Source organism: Glaciecola sp. KUL10 (assembly GCF_003203515.1).
Lineage (GTDB): Bacteria > Pseudomonadota > Gammaproteobacteria > Enterobacterales > Alteromonadaceae > Glaciecola.
Genome location: NZ_BGNG01000001.1, coordinates 1 through 13,261, shown reverse-complemented (window position 1 = coordinate 13,261; position 13,261 = coordinate 1). Strand labels below are relative to the sequence as shown.

Annotated in this window: 14 protein-coding genes and 1 pseudogene; 5 read left to right on the top strand and 10 right to left on the bottom strand. The window is 40.0% G+C overall.

All coding sequences use genetic code 11. The features are described 5' to 3' along the window. Positions 1–3 precede the first annotated feature (3 nt). From gmhB to KUL10_RS00055, 6 genes are all read right to left on the bottom strand, one after another. Positions 4–561, bottom strand: coding sequence for a D-glycero-beta-D-manno-heptose 1,7-bisphosphate 7-phosphatase (gene gmhB / locus KUL10_RS00080; protein WP_110427561.1), 558 nt, complete (start codon positions 559–561; stop codon positions 4–6). An 8-nt stretch (positions 562–569) separates the two neighbouring features. Beyond that, complete coding sequence (locus tag KUL10_RS00075; protein WP_110426877.1) at positions 570–1,388, bottom strand: putative RNA methyltransferase; 819 nt, start codon at positions 1,386–1,388, stop codon at positions 570–572. Positions 1,389–1,456: 68 nt separating this feature from the next. Further along, positions 1,457–2,371 carry a 3-hydroxyisobutyrate dehydrogenase gene (gene mmsB / locus KUL10_RS00070; protein ID WP_110426876.1) on the bottom strand — a complete coding sequence of 305 codons (915 nt, stop codon included), beginning with the start codon at positions 2,369–2,371 and terminating at the stop codon, positions 1,457–1,459. Between the two features lie 10 nt (positions 2,372–2,381). Further along, positions 2,382–3,545: an enoyl-CoA hydratase/isomerase family protein gene (locus KUL10_RS00065; RefSeq protein WP_110426875.1), complete on the bottom strand. Its 1,164-nt coding sequence runs from the start codon at positions 3,543–3,545 to the stop codon at positions 2,382–2,384. Positions 3,546–3,608: 63 nt separating this feature from the next. Then, the gene (locus tag KUL10_RS00060) at positions 3,609–4,763 is read right to left on the bottom strand and encodes an acyl-CoA dehydrogenase family protein (RefSeq protein ID WP_110426874.1); all 1,155 of its coding nucleotides are present in this window, start codon (positions 4,761–4,763) and stop codon (positions 3,609–3,611) included. An 18-nt stretch (positions 4,764–4,781) separates the two neighbouring features. Beyond that, the gene (locus tag KUL10_RS00055) at positions 4,782–6,272 is read right to left on the bottom strand and encodes a CoA-acylating methylmalonate-semialdehyde dehydrogenase (RefSeq protein ID WP_110426873.1); all 1,491 of its coding nucleotides are present in this window, start codon (positions 6,270–6,272) and stop codon (positions 4,782–4,784) included. Positions 6,273–6,549: 277 nt separating this feature from the next. On the opposite strand from KUL10_RS00055, the gene KUL10_RS00050 reads away from it, so the two are divergent. From KUL10_RS00050 to KUL10_RS00035, 4 genes are all read left to right on the top strand, one after another. Continuing rightward, on the top strand, positions 6,550–6,981 hold the full coding sequence (locus KUL10_RS00050) for a response regulator (RefSeq protein ID WP_110426872.1): 432 nt from the start codon (positions 6,550–6,552) through the stop codon (positions 6,979–6,981). Positions 6,982–7,004: 23 nt separating this feature from the next. Further along, entirely contained in the window at positions 7,005–8,147 is a 1,143-nt protein-coding gene (locus tag KUL10_RS00045) for a lipopolysaccharide assembly protein LapB (protein WP_110426871.1), read from the top strand. A gap of 94 nt (positions 8,148–8,241) precedes the next feature. Continuing rightward, complete coding sequence (locus KUL10_RS00040; protein ID WP_110426870.1) at positions 8,242–8,730, top strand: glutathione peroxidase; 489 nt, start codon at positions 8,242–8,244, stop codon at positions 8,728–8,730. A gap of 43 nt (positions 8,731–8,773) precedes the next feature. Then, complete coding sequence (locus tag KUL10_RS00035; RefSeq protein WP_110426869.1) at positions 8,774–9,271, top strand: hypothetical protein; 498 nt, start codon at positions 8,774–8,776, stop codon at positions 9,269–9,271. A 22-nt stretch (positions 9,272–9,293) separates the two neighbouring features. On the opposite strand, the gene KUL10_RS00030 is transcribed toward KUL10_RS00035, so the two are convergent. The 4 genes from KUL10_RS00030 to blaVMB form a co-directional block, all read right to left on the bottom strand. Next, entirely contained in the window at positions 9,294–9,746 is a 453-nt protein-coding gene (locus KUL10_RS00030; RefSeq protein ID WP_110426868.1) for a hypothetical protein, read from the bottom strand. Positions 9,747–9,851: 105 nt separating this feature from the next. Beyond that, on the bottom strand, positions 9,852–10,094 hold the full coding sequence (locus KUL10_RS00025) for a hypothetical protein (RefSeq protein ID WP_110426867.1): 243 nt from the start codon (positions 10,092–10,094) through the stop codon (positions 9,852–9,854). A gap of 127 nt (positions 10,095–10,221) precedes the next feature. Further along, positions 10,222–10,599, bottom strand: a complete 378-nt coding sequence (locus tag KUL10_RS00020) for a DUF3703 domain-containing protein (RefSeq protein WP_110426866.1) — start codon at positions 10,597–10,599, stop codon at positions 10,222–10,224. Between the two features lie 85 nt (positions 10,600–10,684). Beyond that, the gene (gene blaVMB, locus KUL10_RS00015) at positions 10,685–11,428 is read right to left on the bottom strand and encodes a VMB family subclass B1 metallo-beta-lactamase (RefSeq protein WP_158525283.1); all 744 of its coding nucleotides are present in this window, start codon (positions 11,426–11,428) and stop codon (positions 10,685–10,687) included. 625 nt (positions 11,429–12,053) lie between these two features. Here blaVMB and KUL10_RS00005 point away from each other — a divergent pair. Further along, positions 12,054–12,566, top strand: a pseudogene (locus tag KUL10_RS00005) (transposase); the annotation flags it as partial. Positions 12,567–13,261: the final 695 nt, after the last annotated feature.

Below are 13,261 nucleotides of genomic sequence, written 5' to 3'. Positions count from 1 at the left end.
TGCTTAATTGCTTAATACGACCTCAGCAAGACTCTGTATTATTTTTATACTCGCATTGTTGGAATTAACTATGTTCATACTTTTGATAGTGGAAGAATGATCTAACCAATAATTATTCTTGATCCCTGCATTAAGGCCCGCTTTCATATCAGAGTTTTTATCGCCGACCATAATTGACGTAGATAGATCAATGGCATACTTTTTTTTCGCTGAGATAAACATGCCAGTCTCTGGTTTTCTGCAATCACAGATACGAGTATATTCACTATCCCCATGCGTCGGGTGATGAGGACAGTAAAAGACATCGTTAATGATAGCCTGCTGTCGAGCAAACTGAGATTTCATCCAATCTGAAAGCAATAAGAACTGTTCTTCAGAATAATATCCTCGCGCAATGCCCGATTGGTTGGTGACAACGATAACTAACAGTCCGAGTTGATTCGCTTCCTTAACTAACTCAAAGATACCTTCGCAAAACACAAATTCTGACGCGTCGATAACGTAGCCATAGTCTTTATTGATAATGCCATCTCGATCTAAAAATAAAGCGCGCTTAGTCATATATAAACTCATCGTTTCTTATAAATGTTTATTGAAAAATCAGTGGTGACCTTTCTCAAATGATTATTAATGTAAGCCTTTTGAGCTTCGTCCGCGCTCCAATAATATGGAGTCATTTTCAATAAATTAAGTGCGCAATTAGGCGTAGAAAACTCAATTGTCTGAGATGCGTTTAACATGCTCAATAAGTCAAAGCCTTCTATATTATTTTGCTTTGTTTGGTGTGCTTGAACAGTCTCATAAAGCATTGCTTTTAGCTCTTTCAAATGAGACGTTGCTGGCTCGACAATGACCAAAATACCATTTTGCTTGAGTAATCGGCGATATTCATTTTCACATGGTGGCGAAAAAACTTGAACAATAAGGTCTTGGGTCTCGTCCATAATAGGGACGTTGACCGTCGACGCTACGCAAAACGAGATATGTTTATACTTTTTTGATGCACAAATAATCGCTTCTTTCGAAATATCATGGCCTGAAAGTTGAGTGCCATTTAGTAGTGAGCCCAACTGATTAAGATAATAACCTGTTCCACAACCAGCATCATACAGAGTATTTAGTGAATTTTGATATGCTTGCAAGTACCCGTAAATTGTGTGGATTAAATGATCATAATAACCCAATGACAAAAACTCATGCCTAGCCTGTACCATTGATTTATCGTCGCCGGGAAGCTTCGAACGCTTATTTTGTACCGGCAGCAAATTGAAGTACCCTTGCTTAGCTTGATCAAACGTATGGTTGTTATCACACTGCAAAGCACGATACTTACTTGAACTATTAGGATTGTCTGCCAAATGCTTGTGACAGATTGGGCAACGCCACATCAGACATTAACTCTATGTATGTTTTTGTGAATAATACAAAAACATACATAGTAAACCCAGCTTTGTTTTTATTTTGATGTTTTGAAGGCTTCAAAAATACTTGAAAAATCCTTAGCGCCGTATCCTTGTTGAGCGTGAATTTGATACAGCGATTTTGCCAAAGCCCCCATAGGCGTAATCGCAGATTTATCACTCGCGTTATCCATTGCAAGTCCTAGATCTTTGTTCATCAAATCAACCATAAAACCGCCGTTGTATTCATTTGAAGAAGGCACGTTGGGCATAACATCAGGGCAAGGGTTATAAAGCTCCAAAGTCCAATTACGCCCGGAACTTTGTAGCATAATCTCAGACATGACCTTGGGATCTAGGCCGTTAGCAATGGCTAGATTTAGTGCCTCTGACGTCCCCGCCATTAAAATAGACAACAGCATATTATTGCAAATTTTCGCAGCCTGACCAGCTCCAACACTTCCTGCATGAAAGATATGCTTCCCCATGTTAGCTAATATCGGCTGTGCAATTTCAAAATCACTTGTTGCGCCACCCACAATAAACGTTAGTGTACCGGCGGCCGCACCCGCTACTCCACCAGAAACGGGCGCATCAACAAACCTATGACCGTTTGCACTTAATTGTGAGCTAATTGATTTTGATGTGTTTGTTTCAATCGTACTACAATCGATAAACAGCGCATTCGTTTGCACAACATCCACAAGTCGTTGACCATCGCCATGTTTTGTGAAGTATAAACTCTCTACGTGTTTTCCAGCCGGCAGCATAGTAATAATGATGTCTGCACCCATTCCAGCCTCAGCCGAAGAAGAAGCCCCCTTAGCACCTGCGTCTATTAGTCTCTTAACTTGCTCGTCTACTAAATCGAAGACAGTGACATCAAACCCTGATTTTATGAGGTTTGTCGCCATCGATGCCCCCATATTACCCAGGCCGTAAAATGCAATTTTTTGTTTTTGTGTACTCATTGCCGTGTTCCTAATTAAAGTCTTCTGCTAACGAAAATAAAGGATGTGTTTGGTCTTTAAAAAAGCTAAAGAAGCTATCAATCACTTCTTTGGGTACTGATTCAGGTGAGTCAAAATGCCACCTAGGCGATTTGTCTTTATCTATTAGCAGCGCGCGGACCCCCTCACAAAACTCACCATTAAATAATGACTGAAAAACCATATTAGTTTCTTGTTCAAAACACTCAGCAAGCGACAGTTCGCTACCCTGTATAAGCTGGCGATGAGTGATAGCTATTGCGGTTGGGCTAGCACTCGTGTATGAATTCTTTGCTTTACAATGCCATGCTGAATCTAGCTTAGACTCGAATAGCTCGTTAAATTTGCTATCAAGTTTTTTTACATCCTGTTCATCATACAAAGACTGATAGGCTGATAACGCGCCTAGGTGAGATTGAAGGCCTTGCCACTCAGTGGATTCATCCATAAACTCAGACGCTAAATCATTTAAACTACGTGTTGTAAATTGTTCACAAGTTAACAAACGCGCTTTAAACTCAGCTTGTTTCGCGGCATCAATGATATGAGTACACATCGTCGCACAGTGCGCATCTCTGGCGTTTAGCTGGACACCCGTTAGTCCCATAAACATCCCAACACCCTTGGGTAATTGATTTAAAAAATAGCTCGCGCCGACATCTGGGAATAAACCGATACTCACTTCGGGCATTGCCATCTTAGTCTTCTCGGTAGCAATTTTGATATCCGCTCCCGAATAGATACCCATACCACCGCCCATAATATAACCATTACCCCATGCAATAATTGGCTTTGGGTAAGTGTGTATCATGTAATCTGTTTGATATTCATATACAAAAAAATCGTCAATCTCTTTGGGCACAAATTCAAAATTGGCCGCATCAGTATTATGTTTAACTTGCTCGGACTTAATAGCTTGCATACCTTTGTAAAGCGCCACCACATCACCGCCTGCACAAAACGCTTTATCACCTTGTGAATTTATCAATATGGCAACAATAGAATCATCTGTGCGCCATTCACACAAAGCCGAATGGATAATTTTCAGCATTTCTAGGTTCAGAGCATTTAGAGATTCAGGCCTATTCAACGTGAGGCATGCGAGATATTTTCCAGCATGCTTAGTCTCGAGTTTTTCTACATTAACAACTGCCATTAATACCCTCACCTACCCATCAAAATAATTAACATCAAAGGTTGTGTTAAAGCCCATGTATGATTATAAAACCTCAGCTTCATCACTTAATAGACGACGAGAAACGATGACGCGCATGACCTCATTCGTCCCCTCCAAAATTTGGTGAACTCGCACGTCTCTAACATATCGCTCTAATGGATATTCTTTAATGTAACCATAGCCACCATGTATTTGTAGCGCTTGATTGCACACCTCAAAACCTACATCGGTAGCGAAACGCTTTGCCATTGCACAATAAGTCGTTTTATCAGCATCGTTGTTGTCGATTTTACTCGCTGCAAGTCTAATCATTTGTCTAGCAGCGACCAATTCCGTTGCCATATCGGCAAGCTTAAATTGCAGCGCTTGAAAGCTGGCTAAGGTTTTTCCAAATTGTTTACGCTCTTGCATATAGGCCCTAGCCGTTTCTAATGCTTTTTGCGCAGTACCCAAAGAGCAGGTGGCAATGTTAACGCGTCCTCCATCTAGCCCTTGCATTGCAAACTTAAATCCTTCTCCTTCGTTACCCAATAAAGCACTTGCAGGAACGGTTACATCAACAAAAGATACCATTCGAGTTGGTTGTGCATTCCAACCCATTTTTTCTTCTGCTTTGCCATACTCAATACCTTGTGCATCGGCAGGCACAACAAATGCGCTCACGCCACTAGGGCCTGCTCCACCAGTTCGTGCCATGACGATCAAAACTTGCGTCGAGCCAGCGCCTGAAATAAACACCTTCGCACCATTGATAATGTATTCATCGCCTTGTTTGCGCGCAGAAGTTCTCAGCGAACCGGCATCAGATCCGGCATCGGGCTCCGTCAGACAATAGCTAGCTAGCGCATCCCCTGTCACTAAACGTTCCATCCATGTATGTTTAGCGTCTGAGGTCCCCCACGTTGCAAGCATCCATGTCGCCATATTATGTATGGTCAACATAGCAGTCGTTGCTGTACAGCCGGTAGCCAACTGTTCAAATATAATGGACGAATCTAGCCTTGATAATCCCAAACCGCCTTCAGATTCTGGTGTATACAAACCACAAAAACCCAACTCACCGGCTTCTTTAATCGTATCAACGGGAAAAATATGCTCACGGTCCCATTTTGAAGCATATGGCGCTAGCGCTTGATCAGCAAATTGCTTAGCCGTTTCAGCAAATGCTTTTTGGTCTTCATTTAATTCAAAATTCATGATTACTTCCTATTACGCTTACTTCAGGTCAATCGTCATGTTTGGTCCACTTGGGATATCATCGTCCAACCAACGTGATGTGATCGTCTTCGTCTCAGTATAGAAACGCACCGCTTGCTTTCCATAAGCATGTAGATCACCGTAAAAACTATTTTTCCAACCAGTGAAAGAAAAGAAGGGAAGCGGCACTGGAATCGGTACATTGATACCTACCTGGCCAACCTCAACATTTGACTGGTATTTTCTGGCAGCCGCGCCACTCGCGGTAAATATTGAAGTACCATTTCCGTATGGATTATTATTCACCAACTCAAGTGCTTCATCTAAAGTATCTACTTCAATACAGCACAGTACGGGACCGAAAATTTCTTCTTGGTAAATAGACATATTTGGTGTGACATTGGCAAACACAGTAGGCCCGACCCAATTGCCAGATTCATAACCGGCAACGGTAGTGTTCGAGCCATCAACCAATACCGTTGCGCCCTCTTCTTTACCTTGTTGAATAAGAGAAAGCACTCTAGCTTTCGCAGCTGGGCTGATTAAAGGACCAAAACCCGCCTCTTTATCATCCCATAGGCCTGGTTTAACCTTTGCGATTTGTTCTGCAAGCGGTTTAATCCACTCTTTACTGTTGCCAACAAAGACAGCAACGGAAATCGCCATACAGCGCTGTCCAGCTGCGCCAACTGATGCACCAACCAAATTGTTGATAACGTGCTCTTTATTTGCGTCTGGCATGATAACCGAATGGTTCTTTGCACCAGCGAAACATTGAGCTCGTTTCATATTATCAGTGGCAGTTTTGTAGATATGCTGACCAACTGGCACACTGCCGACAAACGAAACAGCGCGAATCGCCCGGTGGTTCAACAAATAATTGACTTGATCTTTTGAACCGTGAATAACATTCAATACACCTTTAGGGGCGCCTGCCTCTATAAACAGCTCTGCAAGTCTAATTGGCGTAAGCGGGTCTTGCTCAGAAGGTTTGAGTATAAAGGTATTACCCGATGCAATTGCCATCGGAAACATCCATAAGGGAATCATTGCAGGGAAATTGAAAGGTGTAATACCTAAACAAACACCCAATGGTTGAATCATGCTGTAGGTATCAATGCCCTTTGCAACATTCTCAACCGTTTCGCCCATCATCATTGAAGCGATGTTAGCAGCTTGCTCAACGACTTCAATGCCGCGCCATACGTCACCTTTCGCATCATCAAACGTCTTCCCTGTTTCACTCGATAATATTTTTGCTAATTCATCGTGATGCTCTTTGAGTAAATGTTGATATCTAAGCATCACTCTTGCTCTTTCTGAAACGGCTACCTTTTTCCATGTCTGAAATGCCATTTCAGCTGCTGCTATTGCTTGGTCAATTTCGCTTTGCAAAGCAATGGGGGCTTTTGCAATTTCTTGATTATTCGCAGGGTTTGTTACTGAAATCCATTCTTGAGTTGAAGATTGGACGAATGCTCCGTCGATTAACTGTGGAACCTTGTTCATTGAGCCTACCTTTTAAAGAATACTGAGTGCTATCGAATTAATGAGTAAAGTAACCAAGGTTTACCTTTACGTAAACGTAAAGTTTAGCAGTAAGCTGACAATTTTGTAAATTAAATGTGACAAGAATGGTGGCGCTTCACACTACTTTTAAATTTTTTATTTACAAAATAAAAGGGTTCTATTCCTATATTTGTATATTTATACGACAAACATGCTGTATTAAATGGATTAGATTGGTAAGCTTTAGGATATATTGTTTAAAAACCACTGAGTTGCCGTGCAAAAAAATCGTATCGCCATTGTTGAAGACAATACGACTGCAAGAATTAATCTTCGAAGCCATTTAATAACAATGGAAAATCTTGAAATATCAAGTTATAGCAATGGTAAGGAATTAAGAAACGGCCTGCGTACTAAAAACTTTGAAGTCATCTTCATTGACTTTCATCTCGGGCAGAATAAAAATGGTGTTGAGTGGGCGCAATCGCTCCTAGAGTCTGAAATATTAAATCCTTCAACCAGTTTAATATTCATCACGTCGGATAGGCTACCACAAACCATTGGTCAAATATTAGACCTGCATCCCGACATGATTCTTCTCAAACCCTATACAATTAAGTCAGTTGTGACTGCGCTAAGAAAATGTTTGGCAGTCCGAAGCGAACTGTTACCTGCACTGGACTTTTTAGACAAAAAAAACCGAAATTAGCTCTCAATTACATCCAATCCAGATTGTCTAACAATTTAAAAAAACGCTTCAGAACCGATTTTATAAAGCTTCAAGGTCGTTTATTCATCGAGCTTAAGGACTATGATTCAGCCATTGCGCTATACAGAGATATATTAGAACACTCTAACAGTATTTTATGGGCACACTGGGGGTTAATTAAAAGTGAGTATTTAGCGGGCCGTTGGCAAAATTGCGAAGCGATGATTGATTCGTTACTTTCAGCACAATTAACCAAAGAGAAAGCATTCGAGTGGCTCGCTTGTCTTGCCATTTCACAACAGGACTATGAGAAAGCTGAGCGTCAATTAGACAATATTAATGACAATGATCTGACTATCCAAGCAACTAAGCTAAAAATATTAGCTTTTCAAATGCAAAATAAAGACGATGAAGCTATCGAGTTGTTAGAAAAGAAACGCCTTAGCAACTTTACGGTTAAAGAACGCTTTGACGAATTCACAATCGAATTAGCTCGCTACTATCTTTTACAGGCAGAACAAGTCGATATTGACGATCGACTAGACGATTTACTCTCTGCTAAAAAGCTAATCGGTAATGCCAGCCACTTTATGATAGACCGGCAATCCGAACAACAAAGAACCTACATGCTTGCTCATGCAAGTCTTTTAGAAGGTGATGAAGATAAAGCGTCAAGGCTATTAGAAGCTAACCCATATAAAAACGATATCATAAATAAAATACCTACAATGTCAGATGCGATAAAAGTTTGGTTTGGGCTCGGATACCCCGACAAAGCGAAAGAGATTTTATTAACGTGTGAAACTCGTATGGCGGAACAAAACAACCAGATAGATATGGTACTTGCAGACTTTTTGATACAAGATACCGAAAGTAAGCTAGGCTTAACCAAAGACAAAGCTATTCGTCACAATGATCAAGGAATGCAACATTACCTCAACGGCGACCATCGAAAGGCTCTAGAGTGTTTTTATAAAGCGTATATTTTGTATCCTGATGTGCCAGCATTTGCACTTAACTTATTGCAATCTATGTGTGAATTAAAACAAAAAGACTATAAAAAAGTAGATGCAAATGCACTTATTAATGACCTAGATGCTATTACCCTATCCGATACTAACTTGGACAAACTATCAAAAATCAAACCCATGATTGCCCGTTTTTAATCGATTGCCTTTTAAAATATTCATGTATAAAACAAACAAATATTAAGGTAGAAGCGTAAATAGTATGATGGAAGAAAAATAATTAGGAACGAATATGACACAAACGATTTACGACTTTGATTACACCAATAATAAAGGCGAAACAATAAGCTTTAGCACTTACAAAGGCAAAGTACTATTGATTGTTAACACTGCCAGTAAATGTGGTTTTACACCACAATATGACGGCTTAGAGGCACTTCATAAAACACATCAACACGATGGCTTAGAAGTCATTGGCTTTCCATGTGATCAATTTGGTCACCAAGAGCCTGGTAATGATGACGATATTGCTAGCTTCTGTGAAATGCGCTTTAACTTAAGTTTTCCGCTTTCAACCAAAATTGAAGTCAATGGCCAAAACGAAGCACCTGTTTACACATGGCTAAAACAAGAAGCCCCCGGCCTATTGGGAAGCAAAGGAATTAAATGGAATTTCACTAAGTTCTTAGTCGATCAAAATGGGAATGCAATTAAGCGTTATGCGCCCACGACAAAACCTAAAGATATTGAGGCGGATATATTAAAGCTATTGGGCAAGTAAAAACCAAAATCATTTGAGAATAAAGACATAAAAGGACTAAAACTTGAACCAAAAGTACAAACACCCACCCTGTATTATTGATATAGAGGCCAGTGGTTTTGGTTCGCATAGCTACCCAATCGAAATAGGTGTGATAGATGAATATGGAGAGCGCTTTTGCAAACTCATCGCGCCATTCGATGATTGGGTTCACTGGGATCAAGCGGCAGAGGATCTGCACGGTATATCCAAACAGACACTTCACGATAATGGCGTTCCGGGTGTTGAAATCTGTCTCGAGCTTAATGCATTATTTGCCAAAAAAACCCTATATTCGGATGCTTGGTCTGTAGATGCTGTTTGGTTAAATAAACTGTTTGACCGAGCTGGTGTTACAAAAGCGTTTTCAGTCAGCGCACTAGAGATGATAATGACAGAATCTCAGATTGACAAATGGGACTTTGCCAAACAAGCTTTCATTAAGCAATCTGGGATTCAAAGACATCGTGCAAGTAGTGACGCGTTCATTATTCAAGAGACGTTCTTGAGTACGACTAAGTGATCATCAAGCATAATTTACTGTATTAAGTTTGCCCAGCGACTACCTCTATCTGCGAAATGTCCTGCACTTTTATATGCGTTTGATAATAATACTTTTCCGTTCTCTCTCCTTTCGAATAAAAGTAAATTTTTGCTCTCTTCGCTTCACCATTTATCTTAATTGATTTACCAATAAAGAATGTTTTGGGGTTCTGTTCATAATTTTTATAAAGCTGGAGAGCCACTTTCGGACCCAGTGCAACTGTTATATTTCTTTGGTCGCGGTAATCCAGTTCAGTATTAAGATAAATACCCGAGCGATCACTTCCTGAAGCTTTGACATTTAAAATATACTCGCCTTTTACCCCTTTTGGTGCCGAAGCTGCAGCGCTTCTAATCACTTCCATGGTGTCTGAATATAAAGGCCCTGTCGTGGTTGAACTGGTTGAAGAACAACCACATAAGACCAAAATTAAACCTAGTAAAACAAATCTCATTAAAATATCCTTATACATACTCAAATTCGAGCAGCGTTACTAAACATCTAACACCCTCATGACATGCCCTGATTAACTACATTGATTGACTTATTATCTGAGAATTTAGCATGAAATATCTTTGCCCTCTGCAAGCATTGATATTGCTTGTGTAATAAATTCGTTAGTTCGAGTTTTAGCGATATCTTTCGTCTTGCTAATCGTTTCTTGGATATCAGCATCTTGCTGAGGGATCAACTGTCGTAGTTCTAGCAGTTTTTCTTTTCTCCAGTCCGCATCTAGAGATTCAATATATTCTGAAGGGCTACTAGCATCATATTGCATTTGATATTGACCGATTTTTAACACCTAGTGCTTTAAACAAGCGGCCATTTCCCGCTTTTGTAAATGATCCGTCTTCATGTTTTTGTTTATGATTTATCCGAGTAGCAAAAGCTACGCCTTTTTTATTCAAAAAAGCAAGAATCTAAGGAGGCTAACGCTTGTTATTCGTTACCTTGGCCTTAACAATAGCTGCCTGATGTTCAGGCTTTAGAGGCAATTTTTGAAATGGGCTAATGTTTGAACCACCAGTATTTCCGATGGGCACTAGGCCTATTGCTGTCTTTGTTAAAGCACCAAACATTCGCAAGATTTGCCCAAAGAATTCCTTGGGACTTCGGTTTCTGATTGACCACAAAAACATAAGAAAATGAACTTTAACGTGCCAGTAAGTTGATTCCTGACCAAGTACATGAGCATTTTCAAGATGGCTAAAAGCTATATCATTTTGATTCTTAGCGCTGGCAACCTGAGAGAGTTGAATCTCATCCTCTACAAATTGAGCAATATTTTTAGTGAATTTGATGTTCATGTTTTCCAGTTCTACAAGATGCAACGCCCAAATAACAGGCTAAAAATAATGGGTTAAAATGGAGTGAAGCGAACAGCCCACTTTTTTAGTCCTTATTGATTTGCTTGTTAGAGGCCTTGGCAGACAAAGCTAATTCTTGTGTATGCTTTAGCAAGCTAACATCTCCAACTTCACCATGCCCTGGAACAACCAATTTGGCATCAGGATAACGATTAATGACTTTTTGCATAGAGTTTGGCCATTCACTAATATTTGCATCGCCCGTATAACCCAAATTTTTATTTTCAAGGCTTTTTACAAAGCAACCTCCAAACAATATCTTTTCATTCGGAAGCCAAACAACAATATTGTCCTCTGTATGCCCCGCTCCGGGATAAAACACACTGGCAACACCGTCAATAAATTCAAAGGTATTACTTGATATTTCATCACTAGACGCTTCTTTCTGGTTTAATTTAAGAAGCTTATTAGTTAGTGATGTTGCATAGGTTTTTATTTTTAAATCAGTTAAAAAAGGTATATCTCCACTAGCATCCTCATGGAAATGAGTAACTACTGCACTTTTTATAGTTAGACCTTTAGCCTCAATCCATTCAATTAGTTGTTCTGTTCCTTGGGTTGTCCAAGGGGTATCGATCATATGCGCTTCAGTACCATTAATAACAACTAGACCTGAGGCTCCAATTAAGCCCCATGGCTCAACCTTCTTATATGAGATATGCTGATAAACGTTATCGCTTAATTTTTTTATTTTAAGCTCTTTAGTGCCTTCGTTGCTTGCAAATACAATACAAGGAATGTAGAGAGCGAATAGAATAATATACTTCATGATGAAACTCATAGTTGAGTGGCCTCTAACACCTTCTATAACCGACGTTGGCCGCACTTTGCCAAGGCCCGGTTAATAGTTTTGTTAGCTAGCCTATGCATAGTAGTCCTTCTAACCCTAACATTTATACAGAAAAACATAAGTAATATCATCGATACCCTAAATAAACTAAAGCTCCAAATACAATTATAGGTATCACCAAAAAATTCAATGTACCCATCACATCATTATTAATTATAGCTATTACGCCTAGAAAAATATGAAAAAGAGACACCGCGCTCGCAATAATACCGAATATTAATAGTCTAAGAGTAAACTCGACATCAGGGTAAAACAAGTAAGCGACAACGCATATTGGTAGCAGAATCACTAGCTCCGTTATTACGAATGAAGCATCATTTACATACTTAACGTATTTCTGAATTAGTGTCATATAGAACCATTGAAGCTAACACTAATCTGACGGGCATAAACGGAATGCGAAAATTGGCGCAACCTCGCATTGCGTTTGTGTCCCAGTGACCGAAGGGAACGAGTTTAGCGCTTTGATACTCATTGAGCCTCCTCCTCATTAGCATAAACAGAGTTTATCCTAATAGGCGACCAAACCAACGGAGAAAACTCAATGAATTTCTATACTAATACACATCCATACTATTGTGGAATCGATTTACACACGCGTCTACTTTATGTCTGCATTATTGACAATGAAAACAATGTGCTCGTGCATGAGAAAATAAATGATTCGCCCGAAAAGCTACTCACTTTGCTTCGACCCTATCTTGGTGCAGTCGTAGTAGGTGTCGAGTGTATGCATTGTTGGTATTGGGTATCGGATTTTTGCGAACAGCACAATATTGACTTTATTCTTGGCCATGCCCTTTACATGAAAGCCATTCATACAGGTAAAACTAAGAATGATAGAATCGACGCGCTTAAAATCGCTAAACTCATTCGCGGAGGTAACTTCCCTCTTGCTCATGCTTACCCCAAAGAGCATCGCTCTATCAGAGATGCATTAAGAAGGCACACCCACATCATGCGTATGAGTGCTCAACTCAAGGCTCATGTGTCCAGTACCGTCAGTCAATATAATTTACCGGCCCCAGAAACACGTTTAAACCTGCAAAACCAAAGCACTATCCGCTTTGGCACATAAAATAGGACGCTGTGTTTATTTCATGCTAAAGAACCAGCAGGTATTTAATGAAGACAAGTTTTTAAACGGGTAAGCCGCGCAATGGCATGAGCTTCATCGTCTAACTGGGAAAATGGCGAGTATCTTGTTATCGCACATCAATCTGCCACTAGCAGCTTCGATAACTATACCAATATGCCTTAACCAAATCGCTTTGATTAGACATGCCATTGTCGCGCAACATACCCGTTTATCAGATTTTGCTTACACCTTCACTGAGCCCGATACTAACTGGACCTATAAACCATGTAACTTTGAATAGGACAGATGAAGGTTAACCGATGAATGTCTAGTGACCCAATAATGCGTAGGGAGATGCAAACATATTGGCAGCAAATATGCGTAAGACGATCCGGTGACCGGCGCAGCTCTATATGTGTTTGACGTAAGCAACCTGCTTAACATCGACCATGACAGACGAAGTAAACAAACCTGATACTAGGATTCAGATTGATCTTGAAAAAGTGATCAAAGGATATTCTTTGGTTATTGACAGGCTGGGGGCTCATATGTGTTAGAAGCCACTTGCATAGTACGGTTCAATTTCAAATAGTCCATTATCAACTGATAAAACTGCTGGGTAATATGCTCGATAAGTAGCATCAAGAATTTCATCGACAACCCATAGTAAATAC